Consider the following 25,833-nt stretch of genomic DNA (forward strand, 5'->3'; position numbering starts at 1 on the left):
TGTTCCAGCCCGATTACAGCACGCCGGCTTCGTTCTTCAGCTTGTCGACGAGTTCGGCGACCGACTTGACCTTGACGCCGGCCTTGCGGCCGGACGGCTCCTCGGTCTTCAGCACCTTCAGCCGCGGCGCCGTGTCGACGCCGAAATCGGCAGGGCTCTTCTTGTCGAGCGGCTTCTTCTTCGCCTTCATGATGTTCGGCAGCGAGGCGTAACGCGGCTCGTTCAGTCTGAGGTCGGTGGTGATGACCGCCGGCAGCTTGATCTCGATCGTCTGCAGGCCGCCGTCGACTTCGCGGGTCACCTGAGCCTTGCCGTCACCGATCTCGATCTTCGAGGCGAAGGTCGCCTGGGCCGAGCCCAGCAATGCCGCCAGCATCTGGCCGGTCTGGTTCGAATCGTCGTCGATCGCCTGCTTGCCGACGATGATAAGGCTAGGCTGATCGGCATCGGCCACACCCTTGAGGATTTTGGCGACGGCCAGAGGCTCGACCTGATCATCGGTTTCGACCAGGATCGCCCGGTCAGCGCCCATGGCGAGCGCCGTGCGCAGCGTTTCCTCGGCCTTGGCCGGGCCGATCGACACCACCACCACTTCTTCCGCCTTGCCGGCTTCCTTCAATCTCAGCGCCTCTTCCACCGAGATCTCGTCGAACGGGTTCATCGACATCTTCACATTGGCAAGCTCGACACCCGTGCCATCCGGCTTCACACGGATCTTCACGTTGTAGTCGACAACCCGCTTGACGGGCACGAGAATCTTCATGGCAAACCCCTATGTCCAAAGCGCGTCGCGATCTTTCAGATTCGCTTGCTCTGCGCTTTAACTCTTTCTTTTTACGTAAGCCGTTGTCACAACCGCCGCACAGCTTTGCGCGACATGCTTTAGACAGCCGGCCGTCAATGCGACCGCTCGGCAAGCAACGCCCAGAAGGCGAAGAGCGGCGTCTCCACCGACCTCATCGCATGTTTGATCCCGGGAATATTATAGAACGATCCGCCGATACCAGGCGAAAACCAGTTCCCCTCCCCCTGCTGGAACTCTCCCTTGGACAGCACCAGATAGACCTCCTCCGGCGCATGGTCGTGATCGGGATAGCGCACGTGAGGCGCCATCAATGTCACGCCGAACCACAGGTCACTTCGCTCCTCCAATCCACCCGGCCCGACGATCATGGCATTGGCATGCCCATCAACGAAATTGTCGCTGGCCGTGGTGTGGTCATACTTTGTGCGGCGACGCCATTCAAGCATTGGCTCGATGCCTTTGAACCCCTCGATCAATCGCGCCAGCGAAGCATAGGACGTATCGACTGCGAGCGCCATATCGAGGTGAGCGCAGACCGGTAACCGGCTTCCCTCTCCCGCGCGGGCAGTCCCCGGGCGCCCCAGCGCCGCGAAGAACTGCCCGATCGAGCGGCGGGCTTCTGTAGCCTCGGTGAACTGGTCGAAAGCGACCGAAGCGGCTTCCAGGCAATGCTGGAGGCTTTCGTTGCGCACACTCATATCATCCCCTCCCGATCGGCCGGCAGGCGGCCGCTCTGACAATCATATATCCTTCGCGATGCGCAGACCGTCATAGACAGCGGCATGCGTGTTACGGGCAGCGACAGCGTCGCCGATCCGGAACAGCTGGAACTTGCCCTCGGGATTGCGGATGACCGATTGCGGTTGCCCCTGGAGAAGCTGATCGTGCGAGACCTCGCCCAGATTTTTCGACTTGGGCTTCAGCTCGAAATAGAGTTCGTCGAGCGGGATGGTCCCGTGATTTACGACGATCTGGTCGTAGCTGTGCTGCCGGGCAATTCCGCCGTAATCGCTGCCGATATGGGCGACGAGCTGATTACCGCTCTTCTCGACGGCCTCCAGCCGATAGGTAACGGTGAAGGTCACGTCGTACTTTTGGAGTGAACGCATATAGGGCACCAGGTTCATGGCCATGACCTCCGGCGCGAAGGACCGGTCCGGCGTCATGATCTCGACCTTGGCGCCTGATTTGGCGAGGAACTCCGCCGCCTGCAGCGCTGCATGATCGCCAGCGTCGTCGAAAACAAGCACGTTGGAACCGGGTTTCACATCGCCGGAGATGATGTCCCAAGACGAGACCACCAGTTCGTTGCCGCTGGTGAGCACCTCTGTATGCGGCAGGCCGCCAGTGGCGATTATGACGACGTCAGGATTTTCGGCCTCGACCGTGTCGGCTTCCGCCCAGGTGTTGAAGTGGAAGGTGACGCCGTATTTCTCACACTGGCTCATGCGCCAGTCGATAATGCTGATCATTTCCCGGCGGCGTTCGCTTTGGGCGGTGAGGCGGATCTGACCGCCTGGATTGTTCGCCGCCTCGAAAACGGTCACTTGATGGCCGCGCTCTCCCGCGACGCGCGCCGCCTCCAGCCCGGCCGGGCCGGCGCCGACGATGACGACCTTCTTTCTGACCTCGGCCTTTGCCGCGACATGCGGCATCGTCAGTTCGCGCCCCGTGGCGGCATTGTGGATGCAGTAGGCCGCCCCGCCCTGATAGATCCGATCGAGACAATAATTGGCGCCGACGCAGGGGCGGATATCCTCTTCCCGCTTCTCGATGATCTTGCGGACGATATGCGGGTCGGTCATGTGGGCGCGGGTCATGCCGACCATGTCGACTTTGCCGGCTGCAATCGCATGACGCGCCGTGGCGACGTCGGGAATCTTCGCCGCATGGAAGGTCGGGAAGTTGGTCGCGGCGCGGATTTCACCGGCAAAATCCAGGTGCGGCGAGTTCGCCATGCCCTGGATCGGGATGACGTCGGTCAAACCCGGATCGGTGTCGATGTGGCCGCGAATGACGTTCAGATAGTCGATAAGCCCGCTGTCGCGCAGCCGCTTGGAAATCTCTATGCCTTCGGCCTGCCCGTTGCCGCCGGGCAGACACTCGTCGGCCGTATAGCGCACACCGAGGATGAATTCGTTCCCGACCCTCTCGCGGATCGCCCTGAACACGTCGAAACAGAAGCGCATGCGGTTCTCGAGCGCACCCCCATAGGGGCCGTCGAGTTCGTTCGTGAGCGGAGACGCGAACTGGTCGATCAGGTGGCCGTAGGCCTCCAGCTCGATTCCATCCATACCGCCGGCCTTCATCCGTTCGGCCGCATCGGCGAAATCCTTGATGATGCGCTCGATGTCCCAATCTTCCAACTTCTTTGGAAAGGCGCGATGCGAAGCCTCGCGATGATGCGACGGGGCGACGACCGGCAGCCAGTCGCCCTTGTCCCAACGCGTGCGCCGGCCGAGATGGGTGAGCTGGATCATGATCGCCGCCCCCTCTTCGTGCACGGCGTCGGTCATTTCCCTGATCCAGGGGACGATCTCGTCCTTATAGGCGAGCAAGTTGTTGAAAACAGGCGGACTGTCCCTGGAAACCGCGGCGGAGCCTGCCGTCATCGTCAAGGCCACCCCGCCCTTTGCCCGCTCTACCGTATAGGCCCGATACCTTTCCTTGGGCATGCCGTCCTCGGGATAGGCCGGCTCGTGCGAGGTTACGATGATGCGGTTGCGCAGCGTCAGATGCTTGAGCTGGTAGGGCTGAAGAAGAGGATCGTTCGACATGGGCCGTGGTTCCGGATTAAAACATCGGAGCAGACGCTAAGCGCAATGTACACAAGTGTCAATCTTGAAAACATGAAGGTCATTGTTTTCGACACCACTGTACATTTTTCTTGTGCGAGGCCGCGGAATTTGGTAGGAGAGAATGCATGGACCAGGCTCTAAACGACACCGGTTGGCGCGGATCGCAGGAGGGTTGGCTGGAAGCAGCCTACCAGTCACTGCTGGAATCCGGCGTGGATTCGGTGAAAATTCTGCCGCTCGCAAAGAAACTCAATCTCTCGCGAACGAGCTTCTACTGGTTCTTCAAGGATCGGGAGGAACTCTTGAGCGCGCTCGTGGCGCGGTGGCGCGAGAAAAACACCGGCAATATCGTCAAGCAGTCCGAAGCCTATGCGGAGTCGCTCGCAGAAGCGATGCTCAACGTTTTCGATTGCTGGCTGAACACCGACCTCTTCGACGCCAAATTCGAGTTTGCCGTGCGCAGTTGGGCCTTGCAGTCGGACGAACTTCTGGCCGAGGTCCAGCAGGCGGATCAGATCCGGCTGGAGGCGCTCAAACGCATGTTTATGCGGTTCGGGGTACCAGAAACGACATCGGATGTCAGAGCGCGGACAACTTACCTCGTTCAGATCGGGTACATTTCCATGCAGTCGAAGGAGGAACTCGCCGTCCGCATGAAACGGATTCCCGAATATATCGCGATCTACACTGGCGAAGTGCCGCAGCAGAGGGAGCTCGACCGCTTCTTCGCGCGGCATGGCTATAGGCCCGGCTGAGGAAACCGAGATGAGCGTTTCCTTGAGGATCGGTGTTATTGGTGGTGGCGGCTGGCTCGGCGGAGCCATCGCCGGCTCGATCCTCGATTCCGCCCTGGTCGATCCCCAAAATCTCTGCCTCTCCTATCGCAGCCGGCAGCCCGACCGTTTCCCGGATTCCTTCTGGACCACCGACAGTCAGGAACTTGCCGACCGCTCGGATGTGATCCTTCTCTCCATCCGCCCGGACGACTGGCGTCGGCTCGCCGTCGACGCCTCCGGCAAGCTCGTCATCTCAGTCATGGCCGGAATTCGTTTGAACGCCCTTTCGGAGCGCCACAAGACCGGCCGCGTCGTCCGCGCCCTGCCGAATGCCGCAGCCGAAGTGGCAAAATCCTATACGCCCTGGATCGGCGCGAGCAGCATTACCAGAGATGACCGGGACGTCGTCCGCGCAATCTTCGAAACCTGCGGATCTGAGGACGAGGTCGCAAGGGAAAGCGACATCGATTATCTCACGGGCCTTTCCGGCTCCGGGCCGGCATTCCCGGCATTGCTCGCCGCCGCCATGATGCGCGACGCCGTCGCCCGCGGCCTGCCGGCCGAGGTTGCGCGCCGCGCCGTCAATGCGGTGATATCAGGCGCCGGCCGGCTGCTGGAGCGCCGCAACGAATGTCCCGACGACATCGTCCAAACCTTTCTCGACTATCAGGGCACCACCGCGGCAGCCATAGAAGGCATGCGCGCCGCCGGGTTCGACGCTGCGGTGGCGGAAGGACTATCGGCAGCATTCAAGAAATCGGTGAGTATGGGAGCTGTTTCCTGACGACCGCTTTGGGCGGGTACTGCGGCACCCCGCCTGGCCAGATCAGCCGCTAAATAGAGGGAACGAGAATGAAGAAACTACTTGCATCGACATGTTTGGCGTTCGGCCTGATCGGCGGCGCGTCCTTCGCCGGCGCCGCCGAATGCGGCAGCGTCACCATTGCCAGCATGAACTGGCAGAGCGCCGAAGTTCTCTCCAACCTGGATAAGTTCATCCTGAACGAAGGTTACGGCTGCAGCGCCGACATCACCGTTGGCGACACAGTCCCGACGATCACCTCCATGGCCGAAAAGGGCCAGCCGGATATCGCGCCCGAAGCGTGGATCGACCTGCTGCCTGACGTCGTCAAGAAGGGCACGGAAGAAGGCCGCATCGTTCAGGTCGGCTCGCCGCTGCCGGATGGCGGCGTACAGGGCTGGTGGATTCCGAAGTATATCGCCGATGCCCATCCCGATATCAAAACGATCGGCGATGCGCTGAAGCATCCGGAACTCTTCCCCGATCCCGAAGATCCGAAGAAGGGTGCCATCGTCAACGGCCCGCAGGGCTGGGGCGGCACGGTCGTCACCTCGCAGCTCTACAAGGCGTTTGATGCCGAAAAGGCGGGCTTCACCCTCGTCGACACCGGCTCTGCCGCCGGTCTCGACGGTTCGATCGCCAAGGCTTACGAGCGCAAGGAAGGCTGGGTCGGCTATTACTGGGCGCCGACCGCGCTGCTCGGCAAGTATCAGATGGTCAAGCTCGAAGCCGGCGTACCAGAGAATGCTGCCGAGTGGAAGCGCTGCATCACCGTTGCCGACTGCCCCGATCCGAAGCCGGCGGCATGGCCGGTCGATCACGTCGTGACTCTCGTTGCCAAGCCTTTCTCCGAAAAGGTTGGCCCTGAGGTCATAGACTACCTGAAGAAGCGTTCATGGAGCAACGATACGGTCAACAAGCTGATGGCCTGGATGACCGACAACCAGGCGACCGGCGAAGACGGTGCCAAGCACTTCCTGGAAGAAAACAAGGACCTCTGGACCAAGTGGGTCTCGCCTGAGGCGGCCAAGAAGATCGAAGCTGCTCTCTGAGCCAAAATAGCGGTGCGCGAAAAGCGCACCGCTTCTCACGCGCCGACAAAATCAAAAAAGACTGCCGCGGCACTTTGACGAAAGGGGAACGAGATGGAATGGTTTTATAAATTCCCACACATGAACGATGACGCGCTTCGCAATCTGAAGAAAGCGATCGATGACGGCTTTCGCGGATTTACCCGCAGCTACGGCGACGGCATCGAAAGCCTCTTCGTCCCGCTGCAGCATTTCCTCATCGCTGCCGAGCGCTTCATGACGCAAACGCCGTGGCCGATCATTACCCTGATCATCCTCGTCATTGCCTGGTTTGCGAGCCGCAGCTTGAAGATCGTCCTCGGCTGTCTGGCGACGCTGATGCTGATCGGCTACTTCGACATGTGGGACGACACGATGCGGACGGTCTCGATGATCTTCGTCTGCACGGTTCTTTCCATCGCCATCGGTATCCCGATCGGGATCCTTATGGCGCGCTCCGACCGGCTGCAGCGCGTCGTCAATCCGATCCTCGACGTCATGCAGACCATGCCGAGCTTCGTCTATCTCATCCCCGTCGTCATGCTCTTGGGTATCGGCAAGGTGCCGGGCCTGATCGCCGTTGTCATCTACGCCATCCCGCCGATGATCCGCCTGACCGATCTCGGCATCCGGCTCGTCGACAAGGACGTGCTCGAGGCCGCAGATGCCTTCGGCACCTCCAGATCGCAGAAGCTCTTCAAGGTGCAGCTGCCGCTGGCGCTTCCCACCATCATGGCCGGCATCAACCAGACGATCATGATGGCGCTCGCCATGGTGGTCATCGCTTCCATGATCGGCGTCCAGGGCCTCGGCCAGCCGGTGCTGAAGGCGATCGCCAACCAATACTTCACGCTGGGCATTTTCAACGGCCTTGCCATCGTCGGCATCGCCATCATCTTCGACCGGGTCAGCCAGGCATATGGCAAAAGGCTCCAGAAGCATCGGGAGACCGTCCATGGCTGAGCATCGTTTTGGCGGCATCAAAATCCGCAATCTCTACAAGATCTTCGGCCCCAATCCCACGGCTTATATCGAAGCGGTGCAGAAGGGCCTGACGAAAGCCGAGCTCAACGCCAAACATGGGCACGTGCTGGGGCTCAGGGATATCAATGTCGAGATTCCCTCCGGCCGAATCCAGGTCATCATGGGCCTTTCCGGATCGGGCAAATCGACGCTCATCCGGCACATCAACCGGCTGATCGATCCGACATCGGGCGAAGTGCTGGTCGACGGCATCGATGTCGTGAAGATGAACGAGACCGAATTGCGGACGTTCCGGCGGCAGCAGACCGCCATGGTGTTCCAGAAGTTCGCGCTTCTGCCGCACCGCAACGTCCTCGACAACACCATTTTCGGTCTCGAAGTGCAGGGTATGGAGCGCGCGAAAGCCGTTGACGTCGCTATGCGCTGGATCGAGCGCGTCGGCCTGAAGGGCTTCGAACAAAAATACCCCAACCAGCTTTCCGGCGGCATGCAGCAACGCGTCGGCCTGGCGCGGGCGCTCTCCAATGATGCCCCGGTTCTCTTGATGGACGAGGCCTATTCGGCTCTCGACCCCTTGATCCGCACGGATATGCAGACGGTCCTTCTCGATATTCAGAAAGAGATCAAGAAGACCATCGTCTTCATCACCCACGACCTCGACGAGGCTTTGCGCCTGGGCGACCAGATCGCGATCCTGCGCGACGGCGAGGTTATCCAGCAGGGCACCAGCCAAGATATCGTGCTGCGCCCTGCGGATGACTACATCGCCAACTTCGTCAAGGAGGTCAACCGAGGCCGGGTCATCCATGTCGAAGCCGTCATGACACCTTTGCACTCCGCCGCAGCGCCTGGCGGCTTGACGATCGCATCGGGTACGACCGTCGAAGAAGCCGTCCGAATACTGGCTTCGACACCGAACGATGATGCCAAGGTGGTGTCGCCGTCGGGGGAAACCTTGGGCCTTGTCACCTTCCGCCAGCTCGCCGGTGCAATGGTGAACTCGCAGGAGGTGGCTGCCCCACGCGAAAGCGCCCTTTCGGTCGCGCTCTGAACCTACGGGCGCGGGGTCCCTCGGGCTTGCCGGCGGCACCGACGTTCGGCGCGTCACCACGCACCGCAACCGGCAAGCCGGCCGCCTGAGGGATCACGAATGCGGCCTCGGGGGAGATGCTCGGCCGCCCGAGCGGCGCCTGGCAAAGCTCGCGGCTAGTCGTTAGACTTGCCTGTTATATCGACCCGTCGGATGTCGAGGCCGTCGGTACCGATCCTGTCGCCCTGCCAACGGGTTTGATCCTCCGAAACCTGCTTTCAGAAGGCTCTGTCGAGACACTCCCTGGCATCGATAAATGAAGTGTCTTTACACCAGATCTCTATGCCTTCTCCGACAACAGGCGAGTCGGACTGGATCTTTAATTCAGGGGCACCCAAAGAGTGGGGAGGGAGGGCCAGCCTATACGTTTTGCGCAGGACCAGTCCATACTGCGTCACGAAAAGCCGATCGGCCGACAATATCGGCGCCTGACAATTGCTCCATCGCCGTAGAACACTAAACTCAGTCCGACCGGGGCCATGATGGTCTACGGTTTGCAAGTCCCCCTCCATCGCTGACCCCAAATGATGGACGGGGATTACATCCATACGCACTCCATCCCGTGCGTATGCCAACTGCCTGTCAGCCTGCCGAAGGCGATCTCGAGCGGTCCACTTCAGAACCTTCGGCAGGCGACTCTTGGATGGCGCCTTGAATGTGCCCTATGCGCAGGCTGGCTAATCGTTTCATCACGGGGTCACCATCAAAGCAGCAGTTCCAAGGCCTTGCCAAGTGCAGCCGGTTCTGTCAGTTCCTGCCGACTGGCCAGGAAAATCCGACAGATGGGAATTATCCATAAAGCATTTAAAAGGTCTGCGTTTCCGACGCCCGCCACGCGCGAGCTCTGCCTGGATCGGCTTGCCCTGGCCAGCAATACCGACACCTGGATAACGTTGAAACTTGCCCGCCTGGCTGCCGCTTACTGCGCTCTGGCTTCTTATCCGCTAATATACGGCCAAGCCTCGTCCGTCATGCCCCGGCAAGCGTGAGGAGAAAGATGACGCTCGGCGACGTGCGAACAAAAAGAGGGACGTACTTCATTCTGATCCAAGTGGCCGAGGTGTCGCGTTATGCGCGACGTCAGATGAAATAAGGAGGGGAGCATGACGAAAAACAGCGCCCAGCCATTCTCCTTCCGATTCCACGGTTCGTCTTTCGATAATATGGTGGAAACCCTCGGCGGCGCTTTCGGCGCGTTTGATGCCGAGCCTGTCGGCCGCGCCAAGGACTTTCATTGGGGATTGGATTTTTCGGTGGCCGAGAGCGCCGTCCTGCTGACGGGCTATCATGAGGCGGAGTTCCAATTCAACATCGAGCCGACTGTCAGCACGGCGGAGTATCTGTCGCTCGTCGTGCCGCGCCGTGGCGGCATGGGAGTGACCTATGGGACGCGCAAGGCCGAGGCCGGGCAAGGCAAACTGCTTCTCTACAATAATTTCGAACCCGACAGCGTTCTCATGCACGGGCAAGGCAACGTCATCGACGAACTGCTGATCAACTGGCCCGTCATCCTCCAGACGATCGGCCATACGTTCGAAATGCCGTTCAGCGGCTCGCTCGACCTTCTGCCCGAACTGGATCTGTCGACGCCGGCCGGACGGACGATCGGCAACCTCACCGAAACGATCATTTCAGGGATGCGCGACGACGGTCCCCTGCTGCAGTCGCCGATCGCTATGGCTCACATGACCCAAGCGCTCGCCGATCTCGTCGTGCGCATGGTGCCACACCGGCTGTCGCATTTTCTTGACAAAGGCGCCGCCCTTATCGCTCCGAGGCATGTGCGCAGAGCGATCGAGTTCATGCAGGCCAATATCGATCAGCCGATCACCATGCCAAAGGTGGCGGAAGCGGCCGGCGTCTCCAGCAGAGCCCTCGAAACCGGTTTCCGCGCCTTCAAGGGAACGTCCCCGGCCGCTTATCTGCTGACGCTTCGTCTGCGCGCGGCGCGGCAGGATCTGATCGATCCCGAGTGCACGGAGACGATGAAGGCCACCTGCCTCAAATGGGGATTCTTTCATTTCGGCCGCTTTTCCGCGGTCTACAAGGCAACCTATGGCGAATACCCGTCCGAAACGAGAAAGCGCATGAGCCGCCGGTAACTTGCAGCTGAAGCGCACCGCGATCTTTCAGCTTCGCTCTTTGCGCTTTCGGTTTTTAAGGCTTGGCCAATCGGTAGTGCACTCGCATTGTCTTCGGATCCCGCTTGACGACTCGAAGCATATCATCACGCTCCGCCAGCGCGCTGAGGTCCCGCAACACAAGGGCATGCGCGATCCCCAGCATGCGCGCAAAGGAGCGGCTGTCGGACGCGATCCCGAGCTCGGCAGCGACGAGCAGACCGGCCTGCAAGGAGGTCAGTCGGAGGTCCCTATCCTGCGCCGCAGCGACAAGGGCAAGAAACCGGTCGGAGCCGATAGCCTCGTTGCTCACGCGGCGTCTCGCTTGCGCAAGGAAACCATGATCGATTTCGAGGTCGGCGTATCGCTTTCCTCGCCGGCGCTGCCAAGCGGCACGAGCACGTTCAGTTCAGGGTAATAGCCGGCAATGCTGCCCCGCGGAATATCATAGGGCACGAAGCGGAAATCCCGCGCGATACGCTCGATGCCGTCATCGTGCTCGCCGATCACGTCGACACTGTCACCGGCCTCGGCATTCATCGCCTTCAGATCCGCCGGATGAATGAAGATGACCTGCCGCTCTCCGTAGACACCGCGATATCGGTCATCCAGACCGTAGACAGTCGTATTGTATTGGTCGTGCGACCGGAACGTCTGCAGAGCGAACCGCCCCTCGCCCCTTCGCGCACGCTGATGCACCGTCTCCTCAGGAAGCGGCTGGCATGAGAATGATGCCCTGCCTGCCGGCGTCTGCCACTCCCGATGGGCGGCCGAGTTGCGCAGATGGAAACCGCGCGGCTTGCGCAGGCGGGCATTGTAGTTTTCAAAGCCGGGAATGGTCGCCGCGATATGATCGCGGATGCGGTCGTAGTCGTTGGCGAGTTCCGCCCAGTCGACCACGGAGGAGCCGACCGTCGCCTGCGCAATGCCGGCAATGATGGCGACTTCCGAGAGGAGATGCGGCGAGGCCGGGCGATTGATGCCGGCGGAACCATGCACCATGCTCATCGAATCTTCGACACTGACGAGTTGGGAATGGCCGGCAGCGTTCAGATCCATCTCGGTACGCCCGAGGCAGGGCAGAATGAAGGACGCCTCACCGGGCAGCAGATGCGAATGATTGAGTTTGGTGGCGATGTGCACCGTCAGCTTCAGCCGCCGAAGCGCTTTTTCGACCAGTGCGCTGTCGGGCGTCGCACGGGCAAAATTGCCGCCAAGCCCGATGAAGGCCTCGGCCGAGCCGTCGAGCATCGCCCCGATCGCGGCAAGGACATTGTGACCATGCTCGCGCGGGACGGTGAAGCGGAAATGTTTCTCCAGCGCATCGAGGAAATCGTCCGACGGCTTTTCGTTGATGCCGACGGTGCGGTCGCCCTGCACATTGGAATGGCCGCGAACCGGGCAGAGGCCAGCGCCCGGCTTGCCGATATTGCCGCGCAGGAACATGAAGTTGGCGATCTCGCGGATCGTCGCCACCGAATGCAGATGCTGGGTCACACCCATCGCCCAGGTGCAGATGACCCGCTCAGCCCTGATATAGACCTCGGCCGCCTGTTCGATCTCCTGTCGCCTCAGTCCCGATTGATCTTCGATATCAGCCCAGGCCGTCGCCTCGACCGCTTGCCGGTACTGCGCAAACCCGGCGCAATGTTCGGCCAGGAACGCATGATCGAGAACCGGTGGCAGACCGGCGGCAACCGCAGTGTCTTCCGCGGCAAGCACCGCCTTTGCCATTCCACGCATAGCGGCCATGTCACCACCGAGCTGCGGCTGCAGATAAAGGCCGGCGATATCGGTTGCGCCGCCGCGCAGCATCTCGATCTTGTCCTGCGGATCGGAGAAACGCTCCAGCCCCCGCTCGCGGATCGGATTGAAGACGACGATCCGCGCGCCGCGCATCGCCGCCTGGCGCAGGTCGCCGAGCATTCGGGGATGATTGGTGCCGGGGTTCTGGCCGATCACGAAGATCGCATCGGCCTCCTCGAAGTCCTCCAGAAGCACGGTGCCCTTGCCGACACCTACCGCCTGGTTCAGGGCGATTCCACTTGCCTCGTGACACATGTTGGAACAATCGGGAAAGTTGTTGGTGCCGTAGATGCGCACGAACAGCTGATAGAGAAAGGCAGCCTCGTTGCTGGCGCGGCCGGACGTATAGAACTCCGCCCGATTGGGATTATCGAGGCCCTTCAGAATGCCGCCGATCTCGGCAAAAGCATCCTCCCACGCCACCGGCAGGTAACGGTCGCTCGCAGCATCGTAACGCATCGGATGGGTGAGGCGGCCATTGAGCTCCAGCTCGTAACCCGACATCCGGCGAAGCTCAGAGACCGTGTTCGCCGCGAAGAAAGCGGGGGTCACCCGCTTTTCCGTGGCCTCCCATGCGACGGCCTTCACGCCGTTCTCACAAAATTCGAACGAGGATCCGTGTTCCGGATCGCCCCAGGCGCAGCCCGGGCAATCGAAGCCGTCCGGCTGGTTCGCCTTCAGCATCGTCCGCGCCCCCGAGACCGGCATGCCGCTTTGCAGCAATTGTTTGCCGCAGCTTTTCAGAGCGCCCCAGCCGCCGGCTGCCGCCGATTTCTTCCCAATGAATTTTGTGTCCATGCGCCCTGTATTGATGAAGGGCGCTAAACATCAAGGGCGTACGAATGATGGTTCGATAGAAGAAACCTATCGAGAGAGAGCTGAAGCGCGTGCTTCTAACCGGTTTCCTTCAGTGCATGCCCGTTCTCGCGGGAATGCGCCAGGATACGGTTGCGGCCTTGTGTCTTGGCCTCATAGAGCGCGGCGTCGGCCTCTGCCAGAAGCCGGTTCGGGCTGGTCCGCAGGGTCGCGCCGGTGGCGCAGGATATGCCGATGCTGGCGGTGACCCGCCCGAATTCGCTGCCGGAATGAATGATATTCTCCTGGGCTAGGCGACGCGCGAATTGTTCGGCGACGATCATCGCCCCCTTGGCGCTGGTGTCGGGAAGGAAGACGGCGAATTCCTCGCCGCCGTAGCGCGCGACGATGTCCGCCGGCCGACTGACGGACTGGCGCAGACATTTGCTGACGACACGCAGGCATTGGTCGCCGGCGGGGTGACCATAGGTATCGTTATAGGCTTTGAAGCGGTCGATATCGACCATCAACAGGCTGAAGGGCGTATTTTTCCTGGCGCTGCCCGCCGTCTCACGTGCGAAGGCCTCGTCGAAAGCGCGGCGATTGACGATGCCGGTGAGCCCGTCGGTCTCGGCAAGATTCTTCAATTGCTCCGCCGACAGCCTGAGCGCGATCTCCGCCTGTTTCGTCGCCGTGATGTCCGAGACGACGGCCATCGCCGTGCCATCTCCGGCAATCCTTGTGCGGATGCTGCGCCAATCACCGTTGTGAAGCTGAACCTCCTCGTCCTTGTTGCTGTGCAGGGTCGCGCTGACGGTCTTGATCCACTCTTCCGGGTCACCCTGGACGGCGCCGGGCCGCTCGCCGGTTTCGACGACGCGGCGCAGGATGTCACTGATATGCGCGCCGACCACGCGGGCGCCGCCGGACAGCGGAAAGGCGTCGCGATATTGGTCGTTGCAGAAGACAAGAAACCCTTTGCTGTCGTACATGGCGATGCCGTCGGACATGTTCGCCATCGCATGCGACAGCAGCTTCTTGCTTTCGCGCAGCTCCCGCTCCAGCGCTGTGCGCTCGGTGACGTCGCGCGTTACGCCTGCAAGGCCGATGATCCGTCCCTGCTTGTCCCGCACCGGCACCTTGGAAGCAAGCAGGAAACGGCCTTCGATCCGCTCGGTGGAGTCGATCAGCGGGGTCCCTGTCTCCATCACCTGCTGCTCGAGATGATACAATTCTTCGGCGAGCGGCTGCGACATCAGATTGAAATCCGACAATCCGGTCATCTCCGCCGTCGTTCTGAAACGGAAGAGGCGCGTCATGTTTTCATTGACGGTAATGAACCGGCTGTTTCGGTCCTTCACATAGAGATAGTCCGGCGATTGCGAAAATGCCGTCACCAGGATGCTTCGTTCGAGTTCCCATTGCTGCGTCTTCAGGAGCACAAAGCCACCGATCACGGTCGCCAGACAATTCAAGGCCGTCAGGGGAAAGCCCACTCCGGCCAGCACATGAGCGGTCACGAGAGTGGGAAGCAGGGCCATCGCTGCAACCAGTATCGCGCCAAGGGCAAGGCCCAGCAGAACAACATCCGTGAAGCCAGGAGATCTCTTCCGGGTCCAGAAATGGCCGGCCACGCCGATGCCGGTTGCGAATGCAATTGTGATCATCCCGTCGACCATCGCCGTGCCGCCGACAGCAAAGCGAAAGACGATCGCCAGCGACGCAGCAAAAGCCGCCGCAATCGGCCCCCCGAACATACCGGCCAATGCAAGCGGCGAAAAACGCAGGTCGATATAGATGCCGGGGTGGAATTCGACCGCCAGCAATATGGATCCGATCGACGCGCCGCCGGCTATTATCCCGAAGGCGATCTTCTCCTGCGTGAAGGAACGGCGCTGAAACTGGATCGAAAACAGAGCCCAGAGCGACATCGCCAGAGACACGAAGGAAAGGTTGCCACCAAATTGCGTCCAGATGCCATTCACCGCGTTGGGTCCACCTTCCAAACCATGTAACAACCCTGTCATACACAATAGTGGTTTGGGCTTCGTTAAATCGGGCAGCTGGATGCCCTATTCGCCGGCTGATGCACCAGATATCACGCTCCTCTACGGATGCTTGCTGGGTTGGCGCCCTTGCCCCGGGCCATCGCAGGCCAAGGTTCCTCGTTTTAGCTCCGATTCCAACCGGAAGCGTTATTGGTTAGACTGCAGTGTCGAGCACGAGCGGCAAACGAATATGGGGTGCGGATAGCTGACATGAAGACGCGACATTGGGACCGCAGGGGAGACGGCGGGCTTACCTTTACCGAACTCGGGTTCGGCACCGCACCACTCGGCAATCTTTATCGGGCGATAACAGATGAGGAGGCGGCAGCGGTTTTAGATGCGGCCTGGCAACACGGCATCCGCTACTTCGACACCGCGCCGCTCTACGGGCTTGGCCTCGCCGAGAGGCGGGTTGGCCGCTTCCTCGCAACGAAGCAGCGTAAAGACTACGTCGTGTCGACAAAAGTCGGCAGGCTCCTCAAGGTATGCCGACCCGAACAGCGGACCGGCATCGGCAAATTCTTCGATACGCCCAGTCGCCAAGAGGTTTTTGACTACAGCTACGATGGCGTCATGCGATCTTTCGAAGCTTCCTTCGAGCGCACCGGGCTCGACAGCTTCGATATTCTGTTCGTGCACGACCTGGATGTCTTCAATCACGGCACCGAGGCGGCCTGCGACCATTATCTCGAGCAATTCATGAGTGGTGGCTATCAGGCCATGACCTCGCTACGCGACCAGCGAGTGGTGAAAGCCATCGGTGGCGGAATAAACGAGTGGGAGATGTGTCAGATGCTAGCCGAACGTGGCGACTTCGACCTGTTTCTGCTTGCCGGACGCTACACTCTGCTTGAGCAGGAGGCGTTGGAATCCTTTCTCCCCCTGTGCGTCGCCCGCAATATGGGCATTGTGCTCGGCGGGCCGTATAATTCCGGCATATTGGCGACAGGCCCCATTGCCGGCGCGCAATATAATTACTCTGACGCCCCGTCACACATTCTCGATAAAGTCCGGCGCATCGAGCACGTCTGCCTGAAATATAATGTCTCTCTCTCAGACGCGGCTCTCAACTTTCCGTTCTTCCACCCGGCTGTCGTTTCCGTCATCCCGGGCGGCCAGTCGATCGATCAAGTGACGTCAAACGACCGGGCGCGGAACAGACAAATCCCTCGCGAACTGTGGGAGGACCTGAAGTCGCTCGGCCTGATGCGAGGTGATGCGCCCGTCTCGCGCTGACTTCCCTACTAGGAAACGCTCCATTCGACTCGGGCCTCTGACGCTTGTCAACTGACAGCTGCCTCCTACAGGCGCCCCCAATCTCCTCCTCCTCTTGCTCGGTCAAATCACGGCGGGAGATGACCGAACGACGACACTTCCGCACTAAAAGCAATTATGACAGCTTGGAGGCCCCTTTAGCGTGACTAAGTGAAACCACGGACGGTGAGTGGAACCAGATCCCTCATCCGCGTATTCGTTCGGAATTACCTTCATAGCGGATGAGCAAATGGCCTTGCACATCAAACGAATCTACGAGCCGAAGGAAGACCGGGACGGTACGCGTATTCTGGTCGACAGGCTGTGGCCGCGCGGCTTGAAGAAGCAGGAAGCGGCCGTCGACGTCTGGCTGAAGGACATCGCGCCGAGCCCGGCGCTGCGCCGATGGTTCGGCCATGACCCAGCCAAATGGAACGAATTTCAACGCCGCTACCTGGACGAGCTCAAAAAGAACTCATCAGCCGTAGAGGAGCTCGAACGCCGGATCGGGCAATCGGATGCCACGCTTCTCTATGCGGCGAAAGACCAGGCCTATAATCATGCAATCGTGCTTCAGCGTTTCATCGGCGAAGACTGAAGCGGCCGGCAACCATCTCCCGCTTCGAAGATTTCCGGGAACCTTTTCGAGCGATCTGCATCCAATGTTCGCTTCCATCCGACATAAGGAGACAGATCATGTTGAAACGAATTCTCGGCGCAACCTTCATCGCGGCGTCGCTCGGCACCGCCTCGATCGCCGCCGACGCCAAGCCGACCGATCCTCAGATCGCCCACATCGCCTATACGGCGGGGCAGATCGATGTCACCGCCGCCGAGCAGGCGTTGAAGAAGAGCAAGAATGCCGAGGTCATCGAGTTCGCCAAAACAATGGAGCGCGACCACAAGGCCGTCAACGACCAGGCGCTCGCCCTCGTCAAGAAGCTGCAGGTGACGCCTGAGGACAACAAGATCAGCCAGTCGCTCTCGGCCCAGGCGAGCAAGGAACTGAAGACGCTTGACGCCCTCGACGGCGCTGCCTTCGACAAGGCCTATGTCGAAAACGAAGTCGCTTATCACAAGTCGGTCAACGATGCCCTTGCCAAGGTGCTGATCCCGTCGGCTCAGAACAAGGAGCTGAAATCGCTGCTGGAAACGGGCCTTACCCTGTTCAAGCAACACCAGACGCATGCCGAGCATCTCGCTTCGATGATCAAGTAGGGTCGCGATGGGATCGCTGATGAAATTGCTGCCGCTGTTGTTGGCGCTGCTCTGGGCAGGCAGCGGGGTCGCTTCAGCGGCGGAATATCAGGTCACCATCGCAGGCATGAAATTCGGCGCGCCGCCTGCCGAGCTGCATGTCGGCGATGTGATCGTCTGGCGAAACAATGATATATTCCGGCATACGGCGACAGCTCGCGACAAGAGCTTCGATCTCGATCTGCCGCCGAAATCGGAAGCGCGGATGACGGTCGGCCGGGCGGGAGCGGTCGATTTCTATTGCCGTTTTCATCCCGCCATGACGGGCAAACTGGACGTCCGGCCGTAAGGCCGGGCTCCGATCCAAAGCAATGCGGAGACTTGCATGACAGCCATTGCCGTTCCTGTCGCGCGACGCCGGCAGAATATATCAGCACTCGCCGATGCCGAGCTCGTGTCCCTTGCAAAGCAGGGTGACGAGCCTGCCATCCGCGCCATTGTCCAGCGTCACAACCAGCGCCTGTTCCGCACCGCGCGCGCCATCATCCGCAGCGATTGGGAAGCGGAAGACGTCGTGCAGGCCGCCTATGTCAAGGCCTTCACCAATCTGGCGACATTCCGCGGCGAGGCCGCGCTTTCGACATGGCTGACCCGGATAACGCTTAACGAGGCGCTGGGCCGCGTGCGCGCACGAAAGAACACCACCGGGCTTGAGGAAATCGACATGCAGACGAAATCGGGGGGCGGCGAAGTCCTCCAGTTCCCCTCCTCGCTCTCCGCAACCGATCCGGAAAGTGAACTGTCGCGAAGCCAGGCGCGGCATCTTCTCGAACAGGCCGTCGACGGACTTCCGGACGAATTTCGCGCCATCTTCGTGCTTCGCGAGGTCGAGGGCATGAGCACGGAGGAGGCCGCATCCTTTCTCGGCATCAAACCCGAAACCGCCAAGACCCGGCTGCATCGGGCGCGCAAGCTGATGCGCCAATCGATCGAGAAACAGCTCTCCGGCGCATTCTCGGCTTTGTTCCCCTTCGACGGCGCCCGCTGTGCCTCCATGGGCGACCGCGTCATCGCAACGCTTCGTCAGACAGCGTGATATCGGGCAATAGCACGCGCGTGCTTCGACGCGGCAGGTGAGAGACGGGCTCGCTCACCCGCGAGGCCACATCTCGCTCGGGCTGGAGCCGCCGACCGGAGAGCGCAGTGTGAGAGCGATGATATCCGCTTTCGGCACTGCCTTGCTGTAAAGGAAACCTTGCGCCGAGCCGCATCCGTTTGCGGCGAGAAAGGCAGCCTGCTCGGCGGTCTCGACCCCTTCCGCCACGACATTCTGGCCGAGACAGCGCGCGATCGAGAGGATCGCCTTCACCAGTTCCTCATTGCGCCTGTCGGCGCTGTTGATGAAGGACCGGTCTATCTTCAGTGTGTCGATCGGAAAGCGCGCCAGATAGTTCAGCGCCGAATAGCCGGTGCCGAAATCGTCGATGGCGATCGAAAATCCCATGCTGCGAAGTTCAGAGAGCGTCTGCAGCGTCTCGTCCTTCTGATCGAGGAGAAGGCTTTCGGTGATTTCGATTTCGATCCATTCGGCGCGGCAACCGGTCTCTCCGAGAATCTCGGCGATCGACTTTACCAATCCGGCGGATTGGAATTGTTTGCCCGACAAGTTGACCGCTACCTTGTGCGGCGCCTGGCTGCCGGCATTCAATTCGACCGCGGTCTGGCAGGCTTCGCCCAGCACCCATCGCCCAAGCTCGACGATCAGGCCCGTATCCTCTGCGACCGGAATGAAACGGTCGGGAGGGATCATCCCCATCTCGGCGTGACGCCATCTTAGCAAGGCTTCGGATCCGACCATCGCGCCGCTGTCCAGAAGCACCTTCGGCTGGTAGTGCAGTTCCAGCTCTTCGCGCTCGATCGCTCGCCGCAATTCCGATTCCAGCCGCATGCGTTCCTCGGCGTTCGCCGTCAGGTCCTTGGAATAGAAGCGAAAATTATTTCGCCCCGAACGCTTGGCGAGATACATCGCCGAATCGGCGTATTTCACCAGGTCATTGGCGTCGGCGCTGTCAGCAGGATAGAGCGCGATGCCGACACTGCAGGAAATGAAAACCTCCTTGCCATCCAGCAGGAAGCCATCCTTGAACTTCTCGAGAATGTTGCTGGCGATGCGGCCGAGATCGTCGCCTTGCCTGAGATCGGGCAGCAAGATCGCAAACTCGTCGCCGCCCAGACGGGCGACAGTGTCGTAATCGCGCACGCTCGCATTGAGGCGCGCGGCGGCCTGACAGAGCAGATCGTCGCCGAGGGGATGGCCCATCGTGTCGTTGATCACCTTGAAATGATCGATGTCGATCAGTATCACGCCTGCCCGCTGGCCCCGCGATCCGGCCGAGGTGATCATCTGCCGCAGCCGATCGTTGAACAGCGACCGGTTCGGCAGCGAGGTCAGGGGGTCATAGAAGGCCATCTGGTGGATCTTCTGGCGCGAGGCATTCAGCTCCGTCACATCCCGCGCCACCCCAAGAACCCCGACGACCTCTCCCGCCGCATCCATGACCGGCACCTTGCGTGTTTCAAGAAGAATGGATTGGCCATTCTCCTGCGAAACTACCCACTCCTCATCGCTGAAGATGCACTCGCCAGCCTTGATCGCCGCCTTGTCCGATTCCAGAAAAAATCGAGCCCTTTCGATACCGAACAGATCGAAATCCGTCTTTCCGACAACCTCGGCTTCCGTCAATCCGGTCAGCCGCTCGAAGGTGTGGTTGCACAGGAGATAGAATCCATCCATGTCCTTGACCCAGATCATGTCGGGCATGGTTTGAAGCACGCTGAGCAGCTGCGTCCGCATTGAATTGATGGCGTCTTCAGCCCGTCTTCGCTCAGTGATATCTCGCGAGAATGCCAGGAGCGTGGTGGCAGTGGTCGGATCGGCGCTCGGTCGTCTCGCCACGGAAAGCTCGAACCACCGCGTTTCGCCGCTCGGCAGGGCGATGCAGATGCATCGGCCGTAGGCAACTCCCTCCTGGCCGGCCGTGCGAAGAGCCTCCATCGCGATAGCTGCCTGCTCCGGCGCAAGAATCTCGTTGACTGTCTTGCCGAGCAGCATCTCCTTCTGCTGGGCCAGCAGTTCCGGGTTTCTTGTCCAGACCTGGAGATAGCGGCCGTCCTCATCCACCTCGAACAGAACATCCGGGATGGCGGTGAGGATACCTTCCGCGAATTCGAGCGCCTTCCTGAGCTCCTGCTCCGCCTGCTTGTGCTCGGTAATATCGACAAGGGCGCCGATCAGGCCGGCCGGAGCACCGTTTTCCCCTGGCAACACCGCCTTGTTGAAAACGACGTCCCGTACCGCACCGTTCGCGGTGAGCATCTTTCGTTCGGAGTGCTGGGCTCCGCCTCTGTCGCGGTGCGCCGCGTTATCGACGAAATGGAGTTCAGGCAGATGGTTCGAAGTTAGATCGAAATCGGTTTTCCCGATGATCTCTTCACGTCGGTAGCCGGAAAAATCTTCGAATGCCTTGTTGCAGCCGAGATAGTGGCCTTGCGGGTTCTTGTAAAAAAGCGGAAGCGGAAATGGCCCCAGCAAAGCGTCGAGAAGCGCTTTCCGGTCGATTACGACGTCCTGATGTTGCATTCCTTTTCCCTCGCCCTCTCCATCTTGCATAAGAAGAGTGGGCTGCCGAGGCGACTGGAACGAGGACTTCGTCATGCGTTTACTCACCATGAGTAACAACCGGATATCTCATCCACCGGCTGAGTTTTCTTCCAAGAAAGCCGCCCAAGTCATTTGAGGGGCGCGGATCCGCTACATCAAGCACGTCGCTCGACCCGGAACACTGCGGTCAGAAAATTAAGAGATCGCTCCGTCTGCGGCGGCGCTGCAATTTTCGGCGCGCGATACGGATCGTCCGCGCGCAAAGTGGATAGTCTCGTCGGCAAAATCCCGCCCGCTCGGTCTTTCATTTTTGTTGCGGGAAGACTTGCAGGGTTTTAGCGGGACAGCTTTGGACGCGTAGCCGGCGGGCGACTGGGCGAGGACGAGCTTGCGGCGCGCGGCTACAGCGTCGGCGAGGATTTCGATTGCAGCCTCGCTCCCGGCACGTCGATCGCCTATTTCATGGTGATCGACGCCTTCGCCTTCCCAATCACCAATCGCGACAGCACGACCGAGGGACAGGAAGCCTTCGCCCGCATGGTGCTCGATCGCGATAATCAGGTCGCGTTCAGCCGGTTCAGGGAATCGCTGAGGTCCGCACCGACGTCGGCGGGCTCGATCATTGCGGCAAGCTCGGATCGGAGATGATCAAGGCCAAGAAGGGTGAAGTCAGCGCCCAGTCGCAGGCCATGCCGAGGCAGATGTCGGAAGGCTGGATTGCCGTGGTGGGAGACGTTTTCAACAACAGGACCATGTTTTCGCAAGAGGTTCAAAGACGACTTCACGACCTGCTGATGCAGCGCTGAGAGAGGCTCCTCCGCATTCGCCGATAGCGTAGCGAATATCCATAATTCGCAACCATGTCCAATAAGCGCAGCAAACGGTGTGCCGACGGTGCATCTTCTACCGGAAATTGGGAAATTAACAAACGCTCAAGTTTTCCAGATACATCTTTCTTTTGCTATTTTTTGTCTTGCGTCATGGTGTGTTTTGAAGTTGGCTCTTTCATACTCGCTTGCTCGAATTACGAGCGCCCTTCGCAGTCTCGGAAGGGACAGGGGCGGCAACGTCGCGATCGTCGTCGCCCTCAGCCTCGTGCCGATGCTCGTCGCCGTCGGTGCGAGCTTCGACTATATTCGCAGCTACAATGTCCGGCAGAGGATGCAGAGCGATCTCGACGCGGCCCTGATCGCAGCGGTCAAGCAGATCAACAACACCGAGGATACCGACGCTCTGAAGGAGAAGGTTTCCGACTGGTTCCATGCGCAGGTGGACAACAGCTACACGCTAGCAGATATCGACATCGATACCGTGAACCACAACATCACGGCGACGGCGAACGGCACCGTTCCGACGACATTCATGAAGATCGCCAACATCGAGACCGTCCCCGTCAGCGTGGCAAGCGCCGTCAAAGGCCCCGCCACGTCCTATCTCAATGTCTATATCGTCATCGACACCTCGCCGTCGATGCTGCTGGCGGCAACGACGTCAGGTCAGTCGACCATGTATACCGGCATCAAATGCCAGTTCGCCTGCCACACGGGTGATTCGCACACCATCGGCAAGACGACATACGCGACCAATTATGACTACAGCAAGGAAAAGAAGATAAAGCTGCGCGCCGATGTCGCCGGCGACGCCGTGCGCGAAGTGCTCGACATGATCGACGAATCCGACGAGAATCATGAACGCATCAAGGTCGGGCTATACAGCCTCGGGGATACGCTTTCAGAAGTTCTCGCCCCAACGCTGAGCACGGATACGGCGCGCGCCCGCCTCGCCGACAGCAGCTACGGCCTCACCAGCGCGACCTCGAAGGCCGCCACTTATTTCGACGTTTCTCTTGCGACGCTCAAAAAGAAAGTCGGCGCCGGAGGGGACGGGACCTCCTCGGGCTCGCCGCTCAAGCTGGTTCTCCTGCTGACGGACGGTGTCCAATCACAGCGCGAATGGGTGACGAATGGCTCAAAATACTGGCCCAAGGTAGCGCCCCTCAATCCCGCTTGGTGCGACTATCTGAAGAACCAGTCGAACACGATGGCCGTGCTCTACACCGAATATCTGCCGATCACCACGGACTGGGGCTATAACGCAACCGTCGGCTCGACCATGGCGAGCGCCAACTGGAAGAGCACCTGGGGCGGCACCATGGGCAGCGGCGTGTCGACCAGCATTACGAGACGCGATTATATTCCCTACGCACTTGCCGACTGCGCATCGTCGAAGAGCCTGTTCATATCGGCATCGTCGTCGACGGAAATCACAGCGGGCCTGTCGACGCTCTTCACTCAATATCTCTCTTCCGTCCGGCTGACCCAATGACCGCAAGAAACCGCTTTGCACTGCTTCGCCGCCTGCTCGGCGATCGCAAGGGGGTGGCTGCGATCGAATTTGCGATCCTGGCCCTGCCGCTCTTCATCATGATCTTCGGCATCATCGAAGTGTCACTGATGTTCTTTGTCAACTCCTCGCTGGACGCTTCCGTTCATAAAATCTCCCGGATGATCCGCACCGGCGAGGTGGCGTCATCAAAGATCACACTGGCCACTTTCAAGAGCAAAATTTGCGAGGACATGCTTCTGTCTTTCAGCTGCTCGAGCGGCCTCGTCGTCAAGGTCAGCGTGCTTTCCGACCTGTCGTCCGCTACCAGCGCCGATCCGATCGACGACAGCGGCAATCTCGCCGTCACCGAGACTTATGATATCGGCAAGGGCAGCGATTACATTCTGGTACAGGCGTTTCTGCCATGGGAAGCCTCGGTCAATTTCTTCAGCCTGTCGAGCGCCAAGCTGTCGGACGGCCGCTATCTCCTTGGGTCCTCCGCTCTGTTTCGCAATGAGCCCTTCTGAGATGATCATGACACGGAACCTCCCCCTTCTCAGCCGCGCCCGATCCTGCATCGGTCGCCTCGCCTGCGACCGCACGGCCGCTTCGGGCGTGGAATTCGCATTGGTGCTGCCGATCCTGATCGTGCTGCTATTCGGCACCGTCGATCTCGGCCATGCCCTCACCGTCAGCCGCAAGATAGACGAGATCGCTTCCAGTACAGGCGATATGATCGCGCAGCAGAGCACCTGGGCGAAGACCGACGTCACCAAGCTTCTTTCAGGCGCGAGCTTCATCCTCCAGCCCTATGAGACCACCGGGCTGACGATTACGGTCACGGTCAATGATGTCGACAATAGCGGCAAGGCGACCGTCAATTGGTCCGCCGCGTTCAACACCTCGTCGCTTGTTTCCGGGACGACAAGCACGATCGACATACCGGCGAAGATCCAGGAGACGGGCGTCCAGGTGGTGATGACGCGGGTGCAATACACATTGACGACACCAGTGTCGGCGTTTTTCTCGAACTTCACCGGACAGAACGGCTACAGCTTCGACCACCATTTCTTCAATCGCCCGCGCGTGAGCGACACGATCAGTTACAACTAGACTGAATGTTCGTGGTCGGTGGATTATGAGGTCCCCGGTCGCTTGCCGTCACGCCGACGATGATGCATTGCGCTCGGCCGGCCTCCTTCGGCCGAGAAGAATGCGGGATCAGCGCGCCACTATGGAGAGTTTGCCAAGACATTCGAACAGCAGAACGATTGAATGACATGCATATGAGCGCGTCGCTGCAACGGCGATCCAGCGCTTCGCCCTATCGCAGGCCGATTACCCCGAGCCGGTTCACCCCGCGAGCTTGACGATGCCGTAGGGATTGAACTTGAACTCATCCACGTCATAGCTGGAATCGAAGGAGAGGCTTGCGCCCCGCGCTTTGAGCGTCGGATCGAGACCCTGCTTGCCGATCTCGTCGGCAACTGCATCCATAATGGCAACGACCTGGCTTTCGCTGCCTGATGTCTCCGGCACATAGACCTCCGGCAGCCCCACCAGATGGAAGCCGACGCTTTCCAGATAACCACGCGCCGAGAGCGGCCGCTTCGCGAAAGCCAGCCGCCCGATGCGCTGCTGGGCGAGCGGATCGCCGGCATTCTGCGCTTCGGCGCCTTGGCCGATCAGCACTCTCCATCGATCGAGCCCATGTGCGATGCCGGCGCTTTCGCCCTTGACGGCAACCGCTCCCGCCTCGATCAGCCGCTCGACGAGACGCAGCGCCGTCATCGACACCTTGACGGTGTCTGCCTGCGTCATGCTCGGCCCGAGGACGTAGAGGACGGATTGATGATCGGCGACGGCTTTCTCGTCCGTCTCGTTCCAGGCGTCGGGCTCGACCCGATCCCAGCAGACGTCGAATGACCGGTTCATGCGGTCATCCGGCACTGCCTGCGAATAATCCTCATCGACGCTGAAGCCGGTGGCGAAATCACCGATCGCTTTGGCCGCCGCTTGGGACAAGCGGCCGAGGTCGCGATCTCTCCCGAGAAAACAGAGAACATGGCGGGGTGTCACCGACGACGCCTCCTCCCGGGTGATTGCTTCCGGGCTGGTGTCGATAGCGAAAGAAGGTTTCCAGCCGATCAGGCCCCACAGAGACCCCAACAGCGCGCGACGCACGATATGCAAGATCAATGCCTCCGTTCGGTCGAATCTTTACACCTTCCGCTTGTAAACATATGGCGTACCAAACGAAAGCGGGATCATCGCCCAGGCGATGCGTCGCGCCCTTAGATTA

General features: G+C 60.2%; 22 protein-coding genes and 1 pseudogene. 15 read left to right on the top strand and 8 right to left on the bottom strand.

What is annotated here, in order from left to right; genetic code table 11:
- Window positions 1-13 precede the first annotated feature (13 nt).
- From PH551_RS21285 to PH551_RS21295, 3 genes are all read right to left on the bottom strand, one after another.
- Complete coding sequence (locus PH551_RS21285; RefSeq protein WP_285194849.1) at window positions 14-763, bottom strand: electron transfer flavoprotein subunit beta/FixA family protein; 750 nt, start codon at window positions 761-763, stop codon at window positions 14-16.
- Between the two features lie 134 nt (window positions 764-897).
- The gene (locus PH551_RS21290; protein ID WP_285194850.1) at window positions 898-1,503 is read right to left on the bottom strand and encodes a dimethylsulfoniopropionate lyase; all 606 of its coding nucleotides are present in this window, start codon (window positions 1,501-1,503) and stop codon (window positions 898-900) included.
- Between the two features lie 42 nt (window positions 1,504-1,545).
- Complete coding sequence (locus PH551_RS21295; RefSeq protein WP_285194851.1) at window positions 1,546-3,582, bottom strand: NADH:flavin oxidoreductase; 2,037 nt, start codon at window positions 3,580-3,582, stop codon at window positions 1,546-1,548.
- A gap of 146 nt (window positions 3,583-3,728) precedes the next feature.
- Here PH551_RS21295 and PH551_RS21300 point away from each other — a divergent pair, with 146 nt between their 5' ends.
- From PH551_RS21300 to PH551_RS21325, 6 genes are all read left to right on the top strand, one after another.
- On the top strand, window positions 3,729-4,358 hold the full coding sequence (locus tag PH551_RS21300; RefSeq protein ID WP_285194852.1) for a TetR/AcrR family transcriptional regulator: 630 nt from the start codon (window positions 3,729-3,731) through the stop codon (window positions 4,356-4,358).
- Window positions 4,359-4,368: 10 nt separating this feature from the next.
- Entirely contained in the window at window positions 4,369-5,163 is a 795-nt protein-coding gene (locus PH551_RS21305; protein WP_285194853.1) for a pyrroline-5-carboxylate reductase family protein, read from the top strand.
- Between the two features lie 68 nt (window positions 5,164-5,231).
- On the top strand, window positions 5,232-6,233 hold the full coding sequence (locus PH551_RS21310; RefSeq protein ID WP_285194854.1) for an ABC transporter substrate-binding protein: 1,002 nt from the start codon (window positions 5,232-5,234) through the stop codon (window positions 6,231-6,233).
- 93 nt (window positions 6,234-6,326) lie between these two features.
- Entirely contained in the window at window positions 6,327-7,214 is an 888-nt protein-coding gene (locus tag PH551_RS21315; RefSeq protein ID WP_285194856.1) for an ABC transporter permease, read from the top strand.
- Window positions 7,207-8,286, top strand: coding sequence for a quaternary amine ABC transporter ATP-binding protein (locus tag PH551_RS21320; RefSeq protein ID WP_285194857.1), 1,080 nt, complete (start codon window positions 7,207-7,209; stop codon window positions 8,284-8,286). The genes PH551_RS21315 and PH551_RS21320 overlap by 8 nt, the downstream gene beginning before the upstream one ends.
- A 1,142-nt stretch (window positions 8,287-9,428) precedes the next feature.
- Window positions 9,429-10,427 (top strand): helix-turn-helix transcriptional regulator, encoded by a 999-nt coding sequence (locus PH551_RS21325; RefSeq protein WP_285194858.1) that lies wholly within the window; start codon window positions 9,429-9,431, stop codon window positions 10,425-10,427.
- A gap of 55 nt (window positions 10,428-10,482) precedes the next feature.
- On the opposite strand, the gene PH551_RS21330 is transcribed toward PH551_RS21325, so the two are convergent.
- The 3 genes from PH551_RS21330 to PH551_RS21340 all read right to left on the bottom strand — a co-directional run bounded on the left by PH551_RS21330 (window position 10,483) and on the right by PH551_RS21340 (window position 15,073).
- Window positions 10,483-10,758, bottom strand: coding sequence for a hypothetical protein (locus PH551_RS21330; protein WP_285194859.1), 276 nt, complete (start codon window positions 10,756-10,758; stop codon window positions 10,483-10,485).
- Window positions 10,755-13,049 carry an FdhF/YdeP family oxidoreductase gene (locus tag PH551_RS21335; RefSeq protein ID WP_285194860.1) on the bottom strand — a complete coding sequence of 765 codons (2,295 nt, stop codon included), beginning with the start codon at window positions 13,047-13,049 and terminating at the stop codon, window positions 10,755-10,757. Before PH551_RS21335 ends, PH551_RS21330 begins: the two co-directional genes overlap by 4 nt.
- Before the next feature lie 95 nt (window positions 13,050-13,144).
- Window positions 13,145-15,073, bottom strand: coding sequence for a diguanylate cyclase (locus PH551_RS21340; protein WP_285194861.1), 1,929 nt, complete (start codon window positions 15,071-15,073; stop codon window positions 13,145-13,147).
- A gap of 231 nt (window positions 15,074-15,304) precedes the next feature.
- On the opposite strand from PH551_RS21340, the gene PH551_RS21345 reads away from it, so the two are divergent.
- The 5 genes from PH551_RS21345 (at window position 15,305) to PH551_RS21365 (ending at window position 18,641) form a co-directional block, all read left to right on the top strand.
- Window positions 15,305-16,330, top strand: coding sequence for an aldo/keto reductase (locus tag PH551_RS21345; protein ID WP_285194862.1), 1,026 nt, complete (start codon window positions 15,305-15,307; stop codon window positions 16,328-16,330).
- 268 nt (window positions 16,331-16,598) lie between these two features.
- Window positions 16,599-16,946 carry a DUF488 domain-containing protein gene (locus PH551_RS21350; protein ID WP_285194863.1) on the top strand — a complete coding sequence of 116 codons (348 nt, stop codon included), beginning with the start codon at window positions 16,599-16,601 and terminating at the stop codon, window positions 16,944-16,946.
- Between the two features lie 98 nt (window positions 16,947-17,044).
- Window positions 17,045-17,566, top strand: coding sequence for a DUF4142 domain-containing protein (locus PH551_RS21355; protein WP_285194864.1), 522 nt, complete (start codon window positions 17,045-17,047; stop codon window positions 17,564-17,566).
- 7 nt (window positions 17,567-17,573) lie between these two features.
- Window positions 17,574-17,894, top strand: coding sequence for a cupredoxin domain-containing protein (locus PH551_RS21360; RefSeq protein ID WP_285194865.1), 321 nt, complete (start codon window positions 17,574-17,576; stop codon window positions 17,892-17,894).
- A 36-nt stretch (window positions 17,895-17,930) separates the two neighbouring features.
- Window positions 17,931-18,641, top strand: a complete 711-nt coding sequence (locus PH551_RS21365) for an RNA polymerase sigma factor (protein WP_285194866.1) — start codon at window positions 17,931-17,933, stop codon at window positions 18,639-18,641.
- Between the two features lie 54 nt (window positions 18,642-18,695).
- Here the strand turns inward: PH551_RS21365 and PH551_RS21370 are convergent, their stop codons facing one another.
- Window positions 18,696-21,185, bottom strand: coding sequence for a sensor domain-containing protein (locus tag PH551_RS21370; RefSeq protein WP_285194867.1), 2,490 nt, complete (start codon window positions 21,183-21,185; stop codon window positions 18,696-18,698).
- A 388-nt stretch (window positions 21,186-21,573) separates the two neighbouring features.
- Between PH551_RS21370 and PH551_RS21375 the strand changes: the two are divergent.
- From PH551_RS21375 to PH551_RS21390, 4 genes and pseudogenes are all read left to right on the top strand, one after another.
- Window positions 21,574-22,012, top strand: a pseudogene (locus tag PH551_RS21375) (carbohydrate ABC transporter substrate-binding protein); the annotation flags it as partial.
- A 184-nt stretch (window positions 22,013-22,196) separates the two neighbouring features.
- A complete protein-coding gene (locus PH551_RS21380) occupies window positions 22,197-23,531 on the top strand; it encodes a TadE/TadG family type IV pilus assembly protein (RefSeq protein WP_285194868.1) in 1,335 nt (444 codons plus the stop codon).
- Window positions 23,528-24,058 (top strand): TadE/TadG family type IV pilus assembly protein, encoded by a 531-nt coding sequence (locus tag PH551_RS21385; protein ID WP_285194869.1) that lies wholly within the window; start codon window positions 23,528-23,530, stop codon window positions 24,056-24,058. The genes PH551_RS21380 and PH551_RS21385 overlap by 4 nt, the downstream gene beginning before the upstream one ends.
- A 1-nt stretch (window position 24,059) precedes the next feature.
- Window positions 24,060-24,644 (top strand): TadE/TadG family type IV pilus assembly protein, encoded by a 585-nt coding sequence (locus PH551_RS21390; protein WP_483315438.1) that lies wholly within the window; start codon window positions 24,060-24,062, stop codon window positions 24,642-24,644.
- Window positions 24,645-24,884: 240 nt separating this feature from the next.
- Here PH551_RS21390 and PH551_RS21395 read toward each other — a convergent pair whose 3' ends face one another.
- On the bottom strand, window positions 24,885-25,724 hold the full coding sequence (locus PH551_RS21395) for a hypothetical protein (RefSeq protein WP_285194871.1): 840 nt from the start codon (window positions 25,722-25,724) through the stop codon (window positions 24,885-24,887).
- Window positions 25,725-25,833 lie beyond the last annotated feature (109 nt).

It is taken from the genome of Rhizobium atlanticum, assembly GCF_030182485.1.
In the GTDB taxonomy this organism is placed as follows: domain Bacteria; phylum Pseudomonadota; class Alphaproteobacteria; order Rhizobiales; family Rhizobiaceae; genus Rhizobium.